Source organism: Herbidospora galbida (assembly GCF_005233835.1).
GTDB classification, from domain to species: Bacteria; Actinomycetota; Actinomycetes; order Streptosporangiales; family Streptosporangiaceae; genus Herbidospora; species Herbidospora galbida.
This window is the reverse complement of the sequence record NZ_SZQA01000001.1, coordinates 559479-576826: the sequence shown is the minus strand read 5'-3', so window position 1 is coordinate 576826 and position 17348 is coordinate 559479. Positions and strand designations below refer to the sequence as shown.

Below are 17348 nucleotides of genomic sequence, written 5' to 3'. Positions count from 1 at the left end.
GGTGAGCGCGGCGGCCAGCCGCGCGGGGGTCAGGCGGCGGGCCGGGATCGCGGCCGGAGCCACGCCGAGCGCCGTCAGCCGGGACGCCCAGAACGGCTGGTCGTGCATGACCGGCAGGGCCACCGCGGGAACCCCCGACCGCACCCCGATCCCGGTCGTGCCGGCGCCGCAGTGGTGGGCGACGGCGGCCAGCCGGGGGAACAGCCAGTCGTGCGGCACGTCCCCGACCGCGAGCACGTCGTCGGAGAGCCGCCCGCGCGCGCCGGTCTGCAGCACGCCGCGCAGCCCGGCCCGCCGCAGCGCGGCGACGGCCAGTTCCGTGTACCGCTCGACCCGCGTGTCCGCCAGGCTGCCGAAGCCGACGAAGACCGGAGCGGGCCCGGACGCCAGGAAGTCGCGCAGCATCGGATCGGGCTGCCAGTTCTCCGGCCGGGGCGGCCACCAGTAGCCCGTGACCTCCAGTCCGGGCCGCCAGTCGGCGGGGCGCGGCACCACGAGGGGGCTGAACCCGTGGAAGACCGGCCACTGGGTCGTCTCCCGGCGCCGGTGCAGGTCGCGGGGGGTCATCGGGGGCAGGCCCATCCGGCGCCGCATCTTGGCGCTCAACCCGGCGACGAGCGGACCGGCGGCGGGCACCTCGAACGCCAGCCGGGCCGCCCGCCGGTTCCCCCAGCGTCCGAGAGACCGGTGGAACACGCTCATGACCGGCGGGAAGTCTCCCGTGGGGTCGATCGGCTGCAGGTGCACGCCCATGCTCGGCACGCCCATCGCCTCGGCGACGTGACAGCCCGCCGCGCCCGCGACGCCGGTCAGCAGGAGGTCGGCCTCCTGCTCGGCGATCGAGGCCAGGCCCTCGACGAGCTGCTCGCCGTAGTGCTTGAAGGCGCTGATGGACAGCAGGGACATCGGGTCGCCGGGCAGCGGCAGACACGCCAGGCCCGCTGAGGTGACCAGTTCCCGATAGGGCTCGTGGGCGGCGATCGTCACCTCGTGCCCGGCCTCGTGCAAGCGTGCGCCCAGTCCGGCGTAGGGCGCCACGTCCCCCCGGGTGCCGATACCGATGATCAGAACGCGCATGCGACCCTCCTCTTTTGTCATACAGTCGCATGACAAAAGAGTTTTCACCATGCACTCGCATGAGAAAAATGGCGGGGTATGCCGAAGATCGTCGACCACGACGCCCGGCGGCGGCACATCGCCGACGCCGTGCACCGCATCGTCCACGACAAGGGAATGGAGAGCGTCAGCCTGAGGGAGGTCGCCGCCGAGGCCGGGATGTCCATGGGGGCGGTGCAGTACTACGTCACCACGAAGGAGCAGATGCTCCTGCTGGCACTGGAGCGCATCGGCGGCTGGATCGGCGAGCGGATCGCCGCCGTGGCCGCGCGCCACTCCGCGCCGCTCGACCTGCTGCGCGCCACCGTGCTGGAACTGCTGCCCCTGGACGAGGAGCGCCGCTACCTCAACCGCGTCGGCCTGGCCTTCCAGGCGAGCTCCGTGGTCAACGAGAACCAGGCCCTCGCCATGCGGATGGGATACGCGCACCTGCTGGCCTTCCTCGCCGACCAGATCAGGGCGGCCCAGACCGCCGGGCAACTGGCCGCCGACCTGGACGCGAACCGCCAGGCGAGCATCCTCTACGCCTTCGCCCAGGGCGTCGTGAACGCCACCCTGGTCGGCCACTACACGCCGGCGGAGGTCGCGGCACTGCTCGACGAGCACCTCGCGCGCCTCGGCGCGGTTCCCGGGTGAGGGCCGGGGCGGGTCACATGTGCGCGTCGTCCCGGAACCGGTACCAGGGCCCGTCCAAGTGGCGGGTGTCGGCCGGACGGTGGCCGGGACTCCAGATGTAGCCCCAGCCGTCGTGGTCCCAGCCCCGGCCCCGGTAGAAGACGACGTGGCCCTCCTCCTGGCGGACGAACACGAATGAGAGCAGCCCCAGGCTCACGTCGCGGACCTCGTCGTTCTGTCCCAGCGTGCGCGCGAACTCCGCCATCTCCCCGGACGAGTGCTCGAAGCGCAGGCCCTCGGCCCAGGGCACGTCCACGACGATGAGGACCGCCAGGAGCACGTACAGGATCCGCTTGGCCATGGGGGACATTGTGGCTTACCTAAAGATCGCCACCATCTGAACATTCCGGGCGCCGGGGGCGGGCACGGCTGAACTCGTGAGAGTGGTCGTCGATCTGACCCGGTGCCAGGGCTACGGCCAGTGTGTCTTCCTCGCGCCCGAGGTCTTCAGCATGGGCGAGGAGGTGCTCCGGTACGACCTCGACCCGCCCGACGACCAGCGCGACCACATCCTCCGGGCGGCGGCCGCCTGCCCCGTCCAGGCCATCCACCTCGACTGGACGGCCATGCGCGCCCTGCCCGCCTCGCGGGAGTGCGGGATCCGGTTCGAGGGCCGGATCGTCATCGTCGGCGGGTCGCTGGCCGGGGCGCGGGCGGCCGAGGCGCTGCGTCGCGACGGGTTCACCGGGCCGCTGACCGTGATCGGGGATGAGGAGGGCGAGCCCTACGACCGGCCGCCCCTGTCGAAGCAGGTCCTCACCGGGCAGGTCGCGCCCGAGCACACCAAGCTGCCGAGGGTCCGCCGGGTCGAGGCCGAGTGGCTGTCCGGCACCCCCGCCACCGGCCTCGACGTGGCCGCGAAGAAGGTGCTGCTGGCCGACGGGCGCGAGATCCCGTTCGACCGGGTCCTGCTGGCCACCGGCACCCGCGCCCGTCCCTGGCACGACGAGCGGGAGGCCGCCCTGACGGGCGTGTTCACCCTGCGGACGGCGGGGGACGCGGCCGGGCTGCGCGCGGCGCTGGCGGCGGGGCCCAAGCGGGTGCTGATCCTGGGCGCGGGGTTCACCGGCAGCGAGATCGCCTCGGTCTGCCGCGAGCTCGACCTGCCGGTGACCGTCGTGGAACGCGGGCCCGCCCCGCTGGTGAGCGCGCTGGGCGGGGTGATCGGCGACGTCGCGGCCGAACTGCAGCGCGCGCACGGCGTCGACCTGCGCTGCGACACCACCGTCACCTCGCTGGAGGGTGACGCCGACGGCCGGTTCCGGCGGGCGCTCCTGTCCGACGGCTCGACGGTCGAGGCCGACGTCGCCGTGGTGGCGCTCGGCTCGATCCGCAACGTCGAGTGGCTGCGGGGGTCGGGGCTGGCCGCCGGGGTGTGGGGCGTGACCTGCGACGCGGGCTGCCGCGCCGTCGACCTCAACGGGCTGGTTCTCGACGACGTCTTCGTGGCCGGCGACATCGCGCGGTTCCCGCACCCGCTCTACCAGTACCAGTTCATGACGCTGGAGCACTGGGGGAACGCGGTCGCGCAGGCCGAGATCGCCGCCCACAACATGATCAGCGACCAGGCCCACCGCTGGCCGCACCTGGCGGTGCCGGTGTTCTGGTCGAGCCAGTTCGGGATCAACATCAAGTCGGTCGGCGTGCCGACCTTCGCCGACCAGATCGTCGTCACCCAGGGCTCGACGGCCGACCGCCGGTTCGTCGCCGCCTACGGCTATCAGGGGCGGCTGACCGCGGCCGTCACCTTCGACCAGGGCATGTGGCTGGAGTTCTACCAGGGCCGGATCGAGCAGGCCGCGCCGTTCCCGCAGGGCGACGCGCAGCCCGCACGCGTGCCCGAACGGCTGTCGGCCTCCGCCGAGACGACCGTCGTGGTGACCGGCCACGACCCGGCCGAACGGCGGGTCTCGCTGCTGCACACGCCCGGAGGCGTCACGTCATGAGCTGTCCGTTCCAGCGCCTCCTCGACCCGTCGGGCCGCCCCGACCCCTACCCGCTGTTCGCCGAGCTGCGGGCCACGCCCGTGGCGCGGCAGGACGACGGCACCTACGTGGTCAGCACCTACCGCGAGATCGTCGCCCTGCTGCACGACCCGCGGATCAGCTCGCGCCGCCGCGACCTCGACCGCACCCCGGCCTTCATCGCACTCGACCCGCCCGAGCACGACCGGCTGCGCCGCCTGGCCATGCGCCACTTCGGCCCGCCCGGCTCACCCGGCCGCATCGACGCGCTGCGCCCCGACATGCTGGAGATCACGACCGGCCTGATCGACGCCCTCGCCGGGAAGCGGCGCGCCGACCTGGTCGAGGAGGTCGCCTACCCGCTGCCGGTCGCGATGATCTGCCGCCTGCTCGGCGTGCCCCGCGAGGACGAGGGGCGCTTCCACGCCTGGGCCGACGAGCTCATCGAGACGCTCGCGCCGGGCGAGGAGCGCCGCGCCGAACGCGAGCGCGCCCGCCGGGAGGTGACCGGCAAGCTGAACGACTACCTGGACGGACTGGTCGACGCCCGGCGCCGCGAACCCGGCGACGACATGCTGTCGGGCTTCATCGCCGACGGCGAGATGACCCAGGTGGAGATCGTCAGGACCGGCGTGCTGCTCCTGATCGCCGGGCACGAGACCACGATCAACCTGATCGCCAACGGCATGCTGACCTTCCTGCGCAACCCGGAGATCCTGGCCCGCGTCCAGGCCGACCCCGGCCTGATCGTCCCGGCGGTGGAGGAGCTCCTGCGGTTCGAGCCGCCGGTGCAGATGCTCTCCTCGCGAGTGGCGCTGGAGGACCTCACCGTCGCCGGGGTCGACATCCCGGCCGGGTCGCCCATCGTGCTGGCCCTGGCGGCGGGCAGCCGCGACCCCGCCCACGTGCCCGACCCCGACCGGTTCTCCCTCGACCGGCCGCGCAACGAGCACCTGGGGTTCGGCGGCGGCGTCCACTACTGCTTCGGGGCGCCGCTGGCCCGGCTGGAGGCGCAGATCGTGCTCACCGAGCTGGTCGGCCGCCTGCGCGAACCGAGGCTGGTCACCGACCCGCCGCCCTACCGGCCAAGTCCGGTTCTGCGCGGGCCGCGCCACCTGTGGGTGGAGTACGCCGAGGTCGCGCGGCCGTGACCAGCGTGCCGGCCAGCGCCGCGACCGCGACGACGATCCCGAAGCCGGTCGCCGCCGGCGCCGCGCCGACGACCCCGACGAGCCGGCCCGCGACGATCGCGGGCACCCCCGTCGAGAGGTGGCCCACCAGGTAGATGGCCGCGAACAGCTCGTGCTCACCTTCCGGCCCGAGGGACTGCCCTCCTACCGGGCGCTGATCCGGGCGGCAAGGGCCGGCGAGGTCGCCTTCTCGGGCCGTCCCGAACAGCTCGACGCGTTCCTGCGCGTCTTCACCCTCCGCGAACCGGCCCGGCGTCCGGCGGGCTGACCGTTACCTGCGGCGTAATCGCGGCTCCGCGCGGCGGCTGACATCTTTCTGGTGTCAGCACGAACCCCCGCGCCGAAGGAGCCCGAGATGACCACCGTCACCGACAGCACGAAGTTCCTGCGCCTCACGCTCGTCAGCGACGCCGTGGTCACCGGCGGCAACGGCCTGACCTACCTCCTCTTCGCCGCCCCCGTGAGCTCCCTGCTCGGCCCGGAGGCCGGCCTGCTCCGGGGGATCGGCGCCTTCCTGGTCGTGTACGCCCTCGCGGTCGGCCTGCTGTCCACCCGCCACCCGATCAGCCGGGCCGCGACCACGGCCGTCATCGCCCTGAACCTCCTCTGGACGCTGGGCAGCGTGGCCGCCGTGCTCGCCGGGGCGCTGACTCTCACCACGATCGGCGCGGTCTGGGCGCTCGCCCAGGCCGTGGTGGTCGCGGCCTTCGCCGCGCTCCAGATCATCGGCCTGCGAAGGACGTAGCGAGCCACTGCTCGAACGTGAGCGGTCGGCGTCCCAGCAGCTCCCTGACGACAGGGGTGGCCGGGTGGGGAGTGCCGTGCCACGCGGTGAAGATCTCGACCAGTTCCTCCCCGTGCCCGGCCGCGCGCCAGCTCTCCCGCGCCCGCTCCTCGCCCAGCTCGGCGAACTCCAGCCGCCGTCCCAGCACCTTCCCGATCGCCGCGAGCCGGTCGCGGACCGTCAGCGCGACCGGCCCGGTGATCGTGTACGACCGCCCCGCGTGCCCCCCGTCCATCAGGACCCGGGCCGCGACCGCTCCCACGTCGGCCTCGTGGACGACCGCCACGGGCACGTCACCGCGCATCTCCTCCACCCGGCCCCGCTCGATCTGGGGGAGCCACTGCAGGGTGTTGGACATGAAGTCGGTCGCCTCCAGCCGGGTCCACTCGACCGACCCGGCCGCGAACGCCTCCTCGACCGGCCCCACCCGCCCGTTCCACAGCAGCGTGACCCGCCGGACGCCCGCCTCCGCGAACAGGGCGGCCAGCTCGGGGCCGGTGGTGAGGGTGGCGTAGTCGTCGCCGCCGGTGGTCAGCAGATGGACGCCCACTACGCCGCGTAACGCCCCGCGCAGCGACTCCGGATCGGTGAGGTCGCCCCCGGCCACCTCGACCTGCGGCGGGAAGGCGGCCCTGCCGGGATGCCGGGTCAGGGCCCGCACCCGATGCCCCTCGGCGAGCAGCGCGTCGACGACGTGGCGGCCGGCCCGGCCCGTCGCCCCGGTCACGAGAAAGGTCATGCGCCCGAGGCTACGAACGTCACGTCCGGGCCGCCTCGGTCAACGGTCCGAGCCGAGCCTCGGACTTTCGGCCGGTTCGAGAAGAGGGGCGAACGGGTCGTCGTAGCGGGCCCACGCCGACGAGCCCGCCACCGCCTCCTCCGGGGTCAGCAGGCACGCGTCGAGCACGGCGTGGATGCGGTCGCGGTCGAGGTCGGGGCCGATGAAGACCAGGTGCTGGACGCGGTCGCCCAGAGGGTCGGTCCAGTCGAGGGAGGCGGCCGCGCGGCGGGCGGGGGAGACCAGCTCCCAGGCGGCCTCGGGTAGCGCGGCCAGCCACGGGCCCGCGTCCTCGACGGCCATGCCGCCCGCGACGGCGTCCCAGCCGAGCAGCCGGTCGGGCCGGGTGGCCAGCCAGAACCGGCCGCGCGAGCGGACCGACTCGGAGACCAGGTCGTCGAGGGCCTCGAACAGGCGGCCGGGGTGCAGCGGGCGCAGGCGGTGCCAGACGACGGTGGTGACCTCGCCGTCCCGCGCGTCGCAGGGCAGCACGGCGGTGGCGGGGTCGACGCGCTCGGCCAGCGTCCGGGTGTGCAGGGCGGGGCCGGTCACCTCGGGCAGGCCGGGGGCGAACACGGGGGTGGCGGGCGCGAGGTGGGCCAGCAGGGCGCGCGAGAGGTCGTGGTCCTCCTCGTCTCCGCCGTACAGGACCAGGGCGGTCGCGTACTCCGTCTGCCGGGCCAGCACCTCGGCCAGGTGACGCCGGTCGCCGCCGGCGCCGTGGCCCGTCTGCGACAGCCGTTCGCCCCGGGCGATGTCGACCGGCAGGTGCTCCGCGTGCAGCGCGGTCGCCACGCAGGTCAGGCGCAGCGACCCGGCCGCCTCCTCGGCGTCGAGCGCCTCGGCGACCGCACGCGGTTCGACCGCGTCCCACAGATCCACGACCAGCAGCGGCGCGGTGGGCGCGCGCCGGATCAACTCGGGCAGCAGATCCTCCCTGACCGTGCAGGTGACGCACCCGTGCGCCAGCCGCACCTCGGCCCGCTCCAGCACGCCGGAGACGTCGCGGACGGTGCGCTCGACCCGCCCGGAGGCGACCTCGCGCAGGTCGTGGTGGACGGCCACCGCGCCGGGATGGGCGGCCAGCAGGCGGTGGACGGTGGCGGTGCGGGCCCGGCGGTGCAGGCCGGCGACCAGGACGACGGGGGTGGTCATGGCGGACCTCTCAAGTGGCGAATGAAAACAATTATCATTATCATCGCACGGACACGCCTCATGGAAGGACCTCGGCCTTGGCCAGGAACGAACTACGCCCGGTGATCAAACTCCGCTCGACGGCGGGGACCGGCTACACGTACGTGACCCGCAAGAACCGCCGCAACGACCCCGACCGGCTCACCCTCAGCAAGTACGACCCGATCGTGCGCAGGCACGTCGAGTTCCGGGAGGAACGGTGAGCGCCCGCTGCCGGCTCACCGGCGTGCAGCCGGTCTTCGGCAACAACGTCTCCCACTCCCACCGGCGCACCCGCCGCCGCTGGAATCCCAACGTCCAGAGCCGCCGCTACTGGCTGCCGAGCGAGAACCGGCACGTCCGGCTCACCCTCAGCACCCGCGCGATCAAGACCGTGGACAAGATCGGCATCGAGGCGGCCGTGGCCCGCATCCGCGCCAGAGGAGAGAGGGTCTGATGGCCAAGAAGAGCAAGATCGTCGCCAACGACCGGCGGCGGGCCGTCGTCGCCCGCTACGCCGACCGCCGCGCCGAACTCAAGGAGCTCATCCGCGTGGGGACGCCGGAGGAGCAGGCGGCGGCGGCCCGCGAACTGGCCCGCCAGCCCCGCGACGCCAGCCCCACCCGCGTGCGCAACCGCGACTCCGTCGACGGCCGCCCGCGCGGCCACCTCACCAGGTTCGGCCTGTCCCGGATCCGCTTCCGCGAGATGGCCCACTGGGGCGAACTCCCTGGCGTCACGAAGGCGAGCTGGTGACGATGGCCGTCCCGAAGAGGAAGACCTCCCGCAGCAACACCCGCCACCGCCGCGCCCAGTGGAAGGCGGCGGCCCCCGACCTGGTCCCCATCGTGGTCGACGGCGAACGCCTGCTGGTGCCCCGCCGCCTGGTGGCCGCCTACCAGCGCGGCCTCATACCCCTCCGCTAGGGCGCCTGCGCGAGGAACTCCCGCAGGGAGCGCGGCGGGCGGCCCAGGACGTCGGCGACGGTCGTCGTCGTGCCCGCCCAGCGGCCGTCGCCGATCTGGGCCATCAACCGGGCTAGGTCACGCGCCGCCTGGGCGGGCATGCCGCGCTTCTCGAAGTGGGCCGCGCCCTCCTCGGCCGACAGGTCCACATAGCGCACCGGCCGGCCGAGCGACCGGGTGAGCTCGGCGGCGATTTCGTCGTGCGTCGGCGCGTCGGGGCCGGTGAGCTCGTAGGTCGCGCTGTCGCCCACGGGACGGGTGAGCAGCGCGGCCGCGACCGCCGCGATGTCGCGGGCGTCGATGTAGCCGACCCGGCCGCGCCCGTACGCGCCGAAGATCCGGCCCTCCTCGTCGACGTCGCCCGCGAGGTTCTGCATGAAGCCGACCGGAGCCAGGATCGACCACGGCACGCCCGACGCCTTGAGGTGGTCGTCGACCTGCCCGTGCATGCCGAAGCCGAGCAGGCCGGCCGACGTCACCCCGCGCACCGACACCGTCACCACCTGCGCCGCGCCCCGCGCCGCCGCGCGGTCGATCACCGCCTGGTGCGCCCGGACGAACCCGGGCCAGATAGAGCTGTTGAGGAAGAGCCGGTCGCCGGGCTCGATCGGGATGCTCTCCGGCCGCTCCAGGTCGCCGACCACGTGCTCGCAGCCGAGGTCGGCGCCCTGTTCCGCGCGGCGCACCACCGCCAGCGCCGCGCCGCCGAGTTCCCTGATCAGCGCGCGCCCGATCGTGCCCGTCGCGCCCGTCACCACGATCGCCATGAATGCCTCCTATAGTAAGCGGAAGCTGATCGTCCACTTAGGAGAGAATCTCACATGCGCGCCGATGCCCGCCGCAATCGGGACAAGATCCTTGAAGCGGCCCGCGACGTGGTCGCCGAACGCGGCACCGACGCGCCGATGGAGCTGATCGCCCGCCGGGCCGGCGTCGGGGTCGGCACGCTCTACCGCCGCTTCCCCGACCGGAATGTGCTGCTGGCGGCGCTGGCGGAGCAGTACGTCCACGAGCTCGTCGACGCCCTCGACCACGCCGCCTCGGCCGGGCCCGACGCCTGGTCGGCCGTGCGCGCCTTCGTCGTGCACGCCGTCGACGAGAGCCGGGGCGCCGTCGCGGCCGCGCTGGCCGGGACCTCCGCGCCGGAGGCGCGGCAGGCGCTGGTGGAACGGCTCGACGTGCTGGTCGGTCAGGCGCAGGCCGACGGCGCGATGCGCCCGGACGTCGGCACCGCCGACGTCATGGACCTGCTCAACGTCTTCGCCTGCAACCCGGGCGTCATCCCGGAGCGCTTCCTGCCGCTCATGCTCGACGGTCTGGATCGGCGCCCTCCTGGAAGGTGACGATCGCGTCGCCGTGCGCCCGCGCCCAGTCGGTCAGCACGGCGATGGGCTCGACGAGGGTCAGGCCCAGGTCGGTCAGGGAGTACTCGACGCGCGGGGGAGCCTCCGCGTAGGCGCGGCGTTCGACCAGGCCGTAGCCCTGCAGGCGGCGCAGCGTCTGGGTGAGCACCTTGCGCGAGATGCCGCCGACGAGCTCGACGAGCTCACCGTGCCGGCACGGCCCCCGGCTGAGCGCGAACAGCACGACGACCGCCCACTTGTTGGTGATGATCTCGATGGCCAGCCGGGCCGGGCAGTCGGCGAGAAAGACGCTCCCCGCGGAATCGCGCACGAGCCGAAGGGTACCAATCGGTACCTATCGGATCTCTAGCGTCCTTTCCATGAAGACCTTCCTGCTCATTCACGGCGCCTGGCACAGCGGCCGCGTCTGGGACCGCGTCGTCCCTCGCCTGACCCAGGCCGGACATCGGGCGCTCGCCCCCTCACTGACCGGCCACGGCGACAAGGAGCACCTGCTCGGCCCCGACGTGGGCCTCGACACCCACATCGCCGACGTCGCCGACATCCTCACCGGCGAGGACCTCACCGACGTGATCCTGGTCGGGCACAGCTACGCCGGGATGATCGTCTCCGCGGTGGCCGGCCGATTCCCGGAACGGATCTCAGGGCTCGTGTACGTCGACGCGATGGTCCCCGCCGACGGCGAGAGCGTGCTCGACGTCATGCCGTTCACCCGGGAGCTGATCGACGCGGCCCCGAGCTGGCGCATCCCGCCCATGGGCACGTTCGGGGTGACCGACCCGGCCGACGTGGAATGGCTGCGCCCGATGCTCTCGGACGAGTCGGCCCGCTGCTTCCGGCAGCCCGCCCGGTTCGACGAGGCGGCCCTGGCCGACATCCCGCAGACCCACGTCCACTGCGTCGGCGACACCCCCGAGGGCGTCGCCCGCCGTCCCGTCCCGCCCTCGGCGCGGGTCTGGGAGCTGCGCAGCGGTCACGACTGCATGGTCACCGTGCCCGGGGAGCTCACCGAGCTGCTCCTGAAGGCCGGTTGAACATGAGGTCGCGGAGGCCCGCCGGAGCGGTTCCTAGGAGTCGGCGACCTGGAGGAGGCGCAGGCTGTTGGCCCAGAGCTGGTCGAGCTGGCCCGGGTCGTTGAAGAGCTTGGCGAACAGGACCGTCCCCTCGATCTGGGCGACGATCGACTTGGCGGCCCCCGGCGCGTCGATCGTCGTCAGCTCGCCGAGCGCCTGGGCCGCCTCGATCGACCGGCGGATCAGCTCGACCTGCTCGTCGAAGATCGCCCGCAGCTTCTGGCGCATGGGGTCGTCGCCCGTGCTCAGCTCCAGGCTGAGGTTGCCGAACAGGCAGCCGGAGACCACGCCGGCGTCGTTCAGCGACGCGGTCTGCATCTCGACCGTGAACGCGAACAGGTCTTTGAGCCGGTGGACGAGCGGGCCGTCGCCGTCGAGGATCCGCTGCCAGCGACCGCGCTGGGAGTTCCACTGCAGGTCGATGATCTCGAGCGCGAGCGCCTGCTTCGACTCGAAGAAGTGGTAGAAACTGCCCTTCGGCGTGCCCGCCTGCGCACAGATCTCCGCGACGCCGATGGAGCCGTAGGAGCGGCGGGAGAACAGATCGGTGGCGGCGGCGAGGATCCGCTCCCGAGCGTCTGACGTTCGGCCCATCTTGCAATTATACGACCGGTCGGCTAAAACGGAAATGTCAGTAGTAGACCGACCGTCTAGGAGTAAGTCATGGCAGATCAGCGCGTCGCCGTCATCACCGGGGCATCGCAGGGCATCGGAGAGGCCCTGGTGGCCGCGTACCGGGAGATCGGCTACGCCGTGGTGGCCACCTCCCGGTCCATCGAGGCCGGCGACGACCCCAACGTGGTCGCGGTGCCCGGCGACATCGCCGAGCCCGCCACGGCGGAGCAGGTCGTGAAGACGGCCCTGAGCCGTTTCGGCCGGGTCGACACCCTGGTCAACAACGCGGGCGTCTTCGTCGCCAAGCCGTTCACCGACTACACGCACGAGGACTACAAGAAGGTCATCGACATCAACGTCGGCGGCTTCTTCTACCTGACGCAGCAGGTCATCGACCCGATGCTGCGGCAGGGCGGCGGCCACATCGTCAGCATCACCACCACGCTCGTCGAGCAGGCCAACTCCGCCGTCCCCTCGGTGCTGGCCTCGCTGAGCAAGGGCGGGGTCGCGGCGGCCACCAAGTCCCTGGCCATCGAGTACGCCGACCGGGGCATCCGGGTCAACGCCGTCTCACCGGGCCTGATCGACACGCCGCTGCACAGCGGCGGCGACACCGAACAGCTCGCCCAGCTCCACCCGATGAAGAAGATCGGGCACATCAGCGACGTCACCCACGGCGTGCTCTACCTGGAGCGGGCGCCGCTCGTCACCGGGGAGTTCCTGCACATCGACGGCGGCCAGAGCGCGGGCCGATGAGCGAGCGCATCTTCGCCGACGTCCTCGCCGTCTGGAAGCACGGCATCGACGTCCACGACCCCGCCGAGGTCGGGACCGTGTTCGCCGAGGACGCGCTCTTCCAGGGCGCCCACCCGGAGCCGACGCGGGGCCGCGCCTCGGTCGTCGAGTACTACGACGGCCAGCCCGCCGGCCTGCGGGTCGACTACGAGATCATCGACGCCCGCCGGTCGGCGGACGACGTCATCGCGGGCTACGCCGCCGCCGACTTCACCTACGCCGACGGCGAGGTCGCCCGCCGTCACGTGACGATGGTCCTCGAACGCCGAGACGGCCGCTGGCTCGTCGGCCACTACCACGTCTCGCTGAAGCCGACGGAGTGACGTAACCGTCATCGGAGCCTGTCACGATCGCGGACATGATGGTCATCCTCCGACGAACGGCGGCCGGGGCGGCTGCCGGAGTGCTGGCTTATGGCCTGGTCGTCGTGGCGATCGCGATGATCGCGCAATTCGGCGACCTGAACCTCTACTGGGTCATCTTCCTGGTCTACGCCGTGGTGCCCGTGGGAGCGATCCTGACCTGGCCCGCGCTCTGGGCGCTGCGGGTGCGGCCCGCGTGGCGCCCGGCCGCGGTGGGGCTCCTCCCCGTCATGACGGGGGGCTTCCTGCTCAGCGAGTTCGGGGAACCGGAGCCGCTCTCACTGGCTTTGATCGTCGGGGGGTCCTACGCCGTGGCGGTCCTGGCCACCACCCCGGCACCGGGTGCGCGGCTGACCTGGTGGCGTACCGGCGCCGCCGCGGCGCGGGTGCCGTTGCTCGCCCCCGACCTGGCCGGCCACCGGATCGAGGTGGTCGACGTCTCGCCGGGCCTCCTGCACTACAGGGTGGTCCCCGCCGCCGGCCCGGCGGTCGAGGTGACGATCTGGCCTCCGGGCTTCGGCGGCCTGGAGGGCCGGATCGTCGAACGCCACGACGCGACCGTGGCGATCACCGCCGGTCCGGACGTCCCCGAGACGGTGGTGGAGACGATCGCCGCGACCCTCGCCCCCCGGCCCCACCTCTTTCAGGGCGATTCTGTCGGAAAGGGCCGATAGGGTCCCGGCGTGAACGCATGGGAGCAGGTCCGGAAGTGGCTCGAATCCGGTGACGAGGCCGGGCTGGCCGCACACGTCGGGTCCCTGACCGACGCCGACCGCAAGGCCGTCGCCCGGGAGTTGTCCCCCCACCTGGCCGGCCGGTCGCGCGCCGAGGTCGCCGACCAGGCGTCCGCGTTCCGGCTCGCCGGGGCGGCCTGCTTCTCCGGGGCCGCCCAGGTCGCCACGTGGCTCGACCGCCGCGAGCTCCGGCTCCCCCGAAGGCCGCGAGACGACGCCGGGCGCATCGCCGAGGTGCTCCGGACCAGAGACGGGAAATGGCGGCGCGACCTGGCCCACCGGCTCGTCGCCGGTCTGCGGCCGGGCGACCGCAGAGGATGGCAGAACGTGGACGGGCAGCCCGGCTACGACCTGGCCGCCGCGCTCGCCGTCGAGACGGGCATCGAGGTGCCCGACAACGACGCCTTCGTCGTGGGCTGGCTGTGGGACGTGTGCCACCGGTTCTGGCGGGGCGGGCGGCTCGACCTGCTTCGCGACGATCCGTTCCTCGACGTCCTGACGCCCCGGCTGTTCACCGCCGAGGGCGCCGCCGCGCCGCTGATCCACGACTGGAAGTGGAACAGCGCCTACAACGAGAACACCGTCATCGGCGCGCTGGCCGCCCTCGCGGCCGAGGGACGGCTCGACCGGAAGGCGCTCCTCGACGGCTGCGTGACGCGGTTCCTGACCCACGGCCACGACCGCGACATCGAGCTGTTCACCATCCTGTGGGAGCGGCTGCGCCCGGAACCCGCCGAGATCCCCGTGGTCGACCTGGTCAGGGTGCTGCCGGTCGCCGCACCGCCGCTCGTGCTGCTGGCCACCGGCGAACTGGGCCGCGTCCCGCTCGACGCCGGCCTGTTCGGCGAGGCCGTGGGTGCGCTGGCGTTCCGGCCGGAGAAGAAGCACGTCACGACCGCGCTCCAGTGGATCGCCCTCGCGCGGCCCGAGGAGGCCGACGGCGCGCTCGCCGCGCTGGCGACCGTCTTCGGCCAGGAGACCCCGGCCCTCCGCGACCGGGCCGTGCGCCTCGCGCTCAAGCTCGCCCCCCACGCCTCGCCCGAGACGGCCGGCGCGATCCGCGAAGCCGCGTCGCGGCTGCCCGCCGAACTCCGCGAGCAGATCGGCGGCGCGTTCGGCGGCGCGGTCGAGGCCGAGCCCGCCGAGGTGCTGACGCCCGGCGAGCTGCGGGTGACGGTCGGGCTGCCCGCCCTGCCGCCCGAGATCGGCTCCCCGGCCGAGCTCGCGGGCCGGGTGGGGGAGGGCTGGCGAACCCACGACCCCGTCGAGGTCGAGCAGATCATGGCCGCGCTGGTGACGTTCACCCATCACGACCCCGACGCGACGATCGAGGTCGTCCGGCCGTGGGCCGAACGGGTCTGGGGGCGGCACCGCTACGTCGACCACTACTACCTGGCCAACCACGTCGGCGTGCTGCTGACGCAGTGCGCGCTGGCGCTGGTGAACCCGGCGGAGAGCATCGAGCTGTCCGGCCGGATCACCGAGCACCTGGCCCACGACCCGCTCCACAGCCCGCTGTTCGACCACTTCACCCGCGACCGGGTGCGCGAGGTCATCGCCCTGCTGGAGTCGGGCCGCACCCTCCCGGTCCTGCTGGCCACCCCGACCGAGCCCACCGGGCACGTCGCTGCTGCGACGCTGGTCGACCGTGTGGCGCGGCTGGGCGACGCCGAGCCGTTGCCGCTCGACTTCTGCCAGGCGCTGCTCCGGCTCCCCAGAACCGCCGACCCCGAAGTCGTGGCCCGCGCCGAGCGCCTGACCTCGCCGGCCGGCCGGCGGCTGGCCGCCTGGCTGCGCGACGGCGGCCTGGCCGACCCCGAGGTGACCTGCACCGTCGAGACCACGCTCGACCCCGACTCCTTCGAAGACCGGGAGATGTCGGCCGTCCACGCCCTCATCCGGCCGCCCGCGCCCGACCTGCCCGAACCGATCGCCGCGCTCTGCACGCTGGAGCCGGGCGACTGGAGCGCGCACTCCGACGAGATCCAGTGGTGGCCGGCGGTCCTGCCGTCGCACCGCGAGGTGGTCGCCGCCCGCGTGCTCGAATGCTTCGTCGTGGGCGTCCGGGCCAACCGCGCCAGGGTGTCGACGCTGCGCGCGCTCGTCCAGGGAAGCGGCCCCGTGGGACGCGCCACGGCGAGCGCGATCACGATGGCGCTCGGCCACAAGAACGCCGCCGATCGCGACGTCGCCGTCGAGGCGATGAAGATCCTGGCCGTCCGCGGCGAGTTCGCCGCCGCCGACTTCGGCTGGGCCTTCGGCCGGCTGGCCGGGTCGGGCGCGGTGACCCTGAAGCGGGCGACGCCCGCCCTGGAGGAACTCGCGCTGTCGGGAGCCCATCGGGAGACGTGGGCGCTCCTGGCCGAGGCGCTGCCCCTGCTGCTGCGCCGCCCCGGGCGTCCCGTCCACGGGCTGGCCGACCTGCTCGACGTGGCGGTCAAGGCGGCCGGGCTCGCGGGCGCGCGGGGCGAGGTGCCGGGCCTGGCCGAGGCGGCGGCCCGGAAGGGAACCAGCCGGGTCACCGATGTGGCCCGCCTGCTCCTCGACACGATCGGCCGCCCGGAATAGGCGAGGAGATTGAGAGTTTCAGGGGCGACCTGCGCTTCTTCGGCCGGCGGTGCGGTTCGCTGGTCTGTCGCCCAGTGGGGGCGGAGCATCCTGACATGAGACTGCGCATGGCCCTGATCGCCGGAGCTCTCCTCGCGATCATCACCCCGCTCCCGGCCCTCGCGGCCGATACGACGCCGCCGTCCCGTCCCGGCGGTCTGATGTCCTGCCCGCCGCCGAGTTCGCAGGGAGGCATGGTCGGCATCTGCTGGACGCCGTCGACCGACGACAGCGGCTCGGTGGCCGGCTACGACGTGTACCGGCTCACCTCGACGGGGTTCGTGAAGACCTCGTCGCCCACGAGCAGCCCCACCATCGTCGGCGGCCTGGTGCTCGGACGCTCCTACTCCTTCTACCTCGTCGCCCGCGACCTGTCGGGCAACGTGAGCGCGCCCTCGTCGTTCATCACGCTGACGGCCACCACCGGCATGCAACAGCCCTCGCCGTCGCCCGAGCCCGGCGACACCCAGCCGCCGACCCAGCCGCAGAACGTGCGGGACGGCTGCCTGTGGGACTTCCCCGGCACGGCGTTCTGCTGGGACGCCTCCACCGACAACGTGGGCGTGGTCGGCTACGACATCTACCGGGAGACGGTCGGCGGCTGGATCAAGGTCGGGAGCGTCGGCACGCAGTACCGGATGTTCAACGAGGGCGGCCTGGTCACCGGCCAGTACTACACCTACGCCGTGGTGGCCAGAGACGCCGCGGGCAACGTCAGCCCGCCGTCGACCCCGACCCCCGTCCTGGCCCGGCAGGGTCTCCCCACTCCGAGCCCGAGCCCCAGCCCGACGACCGGCTCGTGTGAGGTCGGGTACGACAGCGTGATGTGGTCGACCGGCATGGCCGTGTGGATGACGCTGAAGAACACGGGCACCTCACCCGTCAGCGTCTGGAGCCTGGAGTTCGACTTCCCCGACGCCGGTCAGCGGTGGGTCTCCGGGCACAACGCGTCGTGGTCGCAGTCGGGGCGGCACGTGACCGCGCGCAACGTCGCCTGGAACAGCCAGATCGCGCCCGGCGCGACGGTCAACCTCGGCTTCAACGGCGCCCACACGGGCCTGAACCCGGAGCCGACGGCCTTCACGCTCAACGGCACGAACTGCAGCGTCAGGGCGTGACCGGCCGGGCGCCGGTGTCCGTCGCCACCCACGGA

At 73.1% G+C, this 17348-nt stretch carries 24 protein-coding genes; 17 read left to right on the top strand and 7 right to left on the bottom strand.

Translation table 11 applies throughout. The annotated features are described in order from the left end of the window. A partial coding sequence (locus tag FDA94_RS02795) for a glycosyltransferase (protein WP_170990750.1) occupies window positions 1-1077 on the bottom strand: 1077 nt, incomplete at its 3' end. 78 nt (window positions 1078-1155) lie between these two features. Here FDA94_RS02795 and FDA94_RS02790 point away from each other — a divergent pair. Continuing rightward, entirely contained in the window at window positions 1156-1752 is a 597-nt protein-coding gene (locus FDA94_RS02790; RefSeq protein WP_137245410.1) for a TetR/AcrR family transcriptional regulator, read from the top strand. 13 nt (window positions 1753-1765) lie between these two features. Here the strand turns inward: FDA94_RS02790 and FDA94_RS02785 are convergent, their stop codons facing one another. Then, on the bottom strand, window positions 1766-2092 hold the full coding sequence (locus FDA94_RS02785; RefSeq protein WP_137245409.1) for a hypothetical protein: 327 nt from the start codon (window positions 2090-2092) through the stop codon (window positions 1766-1768). 82 nt (window positions 2093-2174) lie between these two features. Here FDA94_RS02785 and FDA94_RS02780 point away from each other — a divergent pair, with 82 nt between their 5' ends. The 5 genes from FDA94_RS02780 (at window position 2175) to FDA94_RS02765 (ending at window position 5690) form a co-directional block, all read left to right on the top strand. After that, window positions 2175-3737, top strand: coding sequence for an FAD-dependent oxidoreductase (locus FDA94_RS02780; RefSeq protein ID WP_212735138.1), 1563 nt, complete (start codon window positions 2175-2177; stop codon window positions 3735-3737). Further along, window positions 3734-4906 (top strand): cytochrome P450, encoded by a 1173-nt coding sequence (locus tag FDA94_RS02775; protein WP_137245407.1) that lies wholly within the window; start codon window positions 3734-3736, stop codon window positions 4904-4906. The genes FDA94_RS02780 and FDA94_RS02775 overlap by 4 nt, the downstream gene beginning before the upstream one ends. Continuing rightward, entirely contained in the window at window positions 4903-5040 is a 138-nt protein-coding gene (locus FDA94_RS38965; protein WP_170990749.1) for a hypothetical protein, read from the top strand. Before FDA94_RS02775 ends, FDA94_RS38965 begins: the two co-directional genes overlap by 4 nt. Next, a complete protein-coding gene (locus FDA94_RS02770) occupies window positions 5025-5213 on the top strand; it encodes a hypothetical protein (RefSeq protein WP_137245406.1) in 189 nt (62 codons plus the stop codon). Before FDA94_RS38965 ends, FDA94_RS02770 begins: the two co-directional genes overlap by 16 nt. 87 nt (window positions 5214-5300) lie before the next feature. Continuing rightward, window positions 5301-5690, top strand: a complete 390-nt coding sequence (locus FDA94_RS02765; protein ID WP_137245405.1) for a hypothetical protein — start codon at window positions 5301-5303, stop codon at window positions 5688-5690. Here the strand turns inward: FDA94_RS02765 and FDA94_RS02760 are convergent. After that, window positions 5668-6468 carry an SDR family oxidoreductase gene (locus FDA94_RS02760; protein ID WP_137245404.1) on the bottom strand — a complete coding sequence of 267 codons (801 nt, stop codon included), beginning with the start codon at window positions 6466-6468 and terminating at the stop codon, window positions 5668-5670. The genes FDA94_RS02765 and FDA94_RS02760 overlap by 23 nt on opposite strands. A gap of 39 nt (window positions 6469-6507) precedes the next feature. Beyond that, on the bottom strand, window positions 6508-7662 hold the full coding sequence (locus FDA94_RS02755) for a GTP-binding protein (RefSeq protein WP_137245403.1): 1155 nt from the start codon (window positions 7660-7662) through the stop codon (window positions 6508-6510). 77 nt (window positions 7663-7739) lie between these two features. Between FDA94_RS02755 and rpmG the strand changes: the two genes are divergently transcribed. Genes rpmG through rpmF form a run of 4 tightly spaced genes read left to right on the top strand, consistent with a single transcriptional unit; the run spans window position 7740 to window position 8606 of the window. Then, on the top strand, window positions 7740-7904 hold the full coding sequence (gene rpmG, locus FDA94_RS02750) for a 50S ribosomal protein L33 (protein WP_062437287.1): 165 nt from the start codon (window positions 7740-7742) through the stop codon (window positions 7902-7904). Continuing rightward, entirely contained in the window at window positions 7901-8137 is a 237-nt protein-coding gene (gene rpmB / locus FDA94_RS02745) for a 50S ribosomal protein L28 (protein WP_137245402.1), read from the top strand. Before rpmG ends, rpmB begins: the two co-directional genes overlap by 4 nt. After that, entirely contained in the window at window positions 8137-8436 is a 300-nt protein-coding gene (gene rpsN, locus FDA94_RS02740; RefSeq protein ID WP_137245401.1) for a 30S ribosomal protein S14, read from the top strand. The genes rpmB and rpsN overlap by 1 nt, the downstream gene beginning before the upstream one ends. Before the next feature lie 2 nt (window positions 8437-8438). Beyond that, entirely contained in the window at window positions 8439-8606 is a 168-nt protein-coding gene (gene rpmF / locus FDA94_RS02735; RefSeq protein ID WP_137245457.1) for a 50S ribosomal protein L32, read from the top strand. Here the strand turns inward: rpmF and FDA94_RS02730 are convergent. Then, entirely contained in the window at window positions 8603-9412 is an 810-nt protein-coding gene (locus FDA94_RS02730; protein WP_137245400.1) for an NAD(P)H-binding protein, read from the bottom strand. The genes rpmF and FDA94_RS02730 overlap by 4 nt on opposite strands. Window positions 9413-9466: 54 nt before the next feature. Here FDA94_RS02730 and FDA94_RS02725 point away from each other — a divergent pair, with 54 nt between their 5' ends. Then, window positions 9467-9988 (top strand): TetR/AcrR family transcriptional regulator, encoded by a 522-nt coding sequence (locus FDA94_RS02725; RefSeq protein ID WP_137245399.1) that lies wholly within the window; start codon window positions 9467-9469, stop codon window positions 9986-9988. On the opposite strand, the gene FDA94_RS02720 is transcribed toward FDA94_RS02725, so the two are convergent. Continuing rightward, window positions 9948-10319: a winged helix-turn-helix transcriptional regulator gene (locus FDA94_RS02720; protein WP_137245398.1), complete on the bottom strand. Its 372-nt coding sequence runs from the start codon at window positions 10317-10319 to the stop codon at window positions 9948-9950. The genes FDA94_RS02725 and FDA94_RS02720 overlap by 41 nt on opposite strands. Before the next feature lie 49 nt (window positions 10320-10368). On the opposite strand from FDA94_RS02720, the gene FDA94_RS02715 reads away from it, so the two are divergent. Next, window positions 10369-11043 carry an alpha/beta fold hydrolase gene (locus tag FDA94_RS02715; RefSeq protein ID WP_137245397.1) on the top strand — a complete coding sequence of 225 codons (675 nt, stop codon included), beginning with the start codon at window positions 10369-10371 and terminating at the stop codon, window positions 11041-11043. 33 nt (window positions 11044-11076) lie between these two features. Here FDA94_RS02715 and FDA94_RS02710 read toward each other — a convergent pair whose 3' ends face one another. Then, window positions 11077-11676 carry a TetR/AcrR family transcriptional regulator gene (locus tag FDA94_RS02710; protein WP_137245396.1) on the bottom strand — a complete coding sequence of 200 codons (600 nt, stop codon included), beginning with the start codon at window positions 11674-11676 and terminating at the stop codon, window positions 11077-11079. A 69-nt stretch (window positions 11677-11745) separates the two neighbouring features. On the opposite strand from FDA94_RS02710, the gene FDA94_RS02705 reads away from it, so the two are divergent. The 5 genes from FDA94_RS02705 to FDA94_RS02685 all read left to right on the top strand — a co-directional run bounded on the left by FDA94_RS02705 (window position 11746) and on the right by FDA94_RS02685 (window position 17313). Continuing rightward, window positions 11746-12453 (top strand): SDR family NAD(P)-dependent oxidoreductase, encoded by a 708-nt coding sequence (locus tag FDA94_RS02705; protein WP_137245395.1) that lies wholly within the window; start codon window positions 11746-11748, stop codon window positions 12451-12453. Next, window positions 12450-12815: an SgcJ/EcaC family oxidoreductase gene (locus FDA94_RS02700; protein WP_137245394.1), complete on the top strand. Its 366-nt coding sequence runs from the start codon at window positions 12450-12452 to the stop codon at window positions 12813-12815. The genes FDA94_RS02705 and FDA94_RS02700 overlap by 4 nt, the downstream gene beginning before the upstream one ends. A gap of 35 nt (window positions 12816-12850) precedes the next feature. After that, complete coding sequence (locus tag FDA94_RS02695) at window positions 12851-13528, top strand: hypothetical protein (RefSeq protein ID WP_137245393.1); 678 nt, start codon at window positions 12851-12853, stop codon at window positions 13526-13528. Between the two features lie 9 nt (window positions 13529-13537). Beyond that, complete coding sequence (locus FDA94_RS02690; RefSeq protein ID WP_137245392.1) at window positions 13538-16156, top strand: DUF7824 domain-containing protein; 2619 nt, start codon at window positions 13538-13540, stop codon at window positions 16154-16156. A gap of 95 nt (window positions 16157-16251) precedes the next feature. Beyond that, a complete protein-coding gene (locus FDA94_RS02685; protein WP_137245391.1) occupies window positions 16252-17313 on the top strand; it encodes a cellulose binding domain-containing protein in 1062 nt (353 codons plus the stop codon). The last annotated feature ends 35 nt before the right edge of the window (window positions 17314-17348 follow it).

Bases quoted from the DNA above. Each gene is read 5' to 3' on its own strand.
- FDA94_RS02790 (WP_137245410.1), top strand. From the start codon at position 1,156: ATGCCGAAGATCGTCGACCACGACGCCCGGCGGCGGCACATCGCCGAC.
- FDA94_RS02785 (WP_137245409.1), bottom strand. From the start codon at position 2,092: ATGGCCAAGCGGATCCTGTACGTGCTCCTGGCGGTCCTCATCGTCGTG.
- FDA94_RS02775 (WP_137245407.1), top strand. From the start codon at position 3,734: ATGAGCTGTCCGTTCCAGCGCCTCCTCGACCCGTCGGGCCGCCCCGAC.
- FDA94_RS02765 (WP_137245405.1), top strand. From the start codon at position 5,301: ATGACCACCGTCACCGACAGCACGAAGTTCCTGCGCCTCACGCTCGTC.
- FDA94_RS02760 (WP_137245404.1), bottom strand. From the start codon at position 6,468: ATGACCTTTCTCGTGACCGGGGCGACGGGCCGGGCCGGCCGCCACGTC.
- FDA94_RS02755 (WP_137245403.1), bottom strand. From the start codon at position 7,662: ATGACCACCCCCGTCGTCCTGGTCGCCGGCCTGCACCGCCGGGCCCGC.
- rpsN (WP_137245401.1), top strand. From the start codon at position 8,137: ATGGCCAAGAAGAGCAAGATCGTCGCCAACGACCGGCGGCGGGCCGTC.
- rpmF (WP_137245457.1), top strand. From the start codon at position 8,439: ATGGCCGTCCCGAAGAGGAAGACCTCCCGCAGCAACACCCGCCACCGC.
- FDA94_RS02730 (WP_137245400.1), bottom strand. From the start codon at position 9,412: ATGGCGATCGTGGTGACGGGCGCGACGGGCACGATCGGGCGCGCGCTG.
- FDA94_RS02725 (WP_137245399.1), top strand. From the start codon at position 9,467: ATGCGCGCCGATGCCCGCCGCAATCGGGACAAGATCCTTGAAGCGGCC.
- FDA94_RS02715 (WP_137245397.1), top strand. From the start codon at position 10,369: ATGAAGACCTTCCTGCTCATTCACGGCGCCTGGCACAGCGGCCGCGTC.
- FDA94_RS02710 (WP_137245396.1), bottom strand. From the start codon at position 11,676: ATGGGCCGAACGTCAGACGCTCGGGAGCGGATCCTCGCCGCCGCCACC.
- FDA94_RS02705 (WP_137245395.1), top strand. From the start codon at position 11,746: ATGGCAGATCAGCGCGTCGCCGTCATCACCGGGGCATCGCAGGGCATC.
- FDA94_RS02700 (WP_137245394.1), top strand. From the start codon at position 12,450: ATGAGCGAGCGCATCTTCGCCGACGTCCTCGCCGTCTGGAAGCACGGC.
- FDA94_RS02695 (WP_137245393.1), top strand. From the start codon at position 12,851: ATGATGGTCATCCTCCGACGAACGGCGGCCGGGGCGGCTGCCGGAGTG.
- FDA94_RS02685 (WP_137245391.1), top strand. From the start codon at position 16,252: ATGAGACTGCGCATGGCCCTGATCGCCGGAGCTCTCCTCGCGATCATC.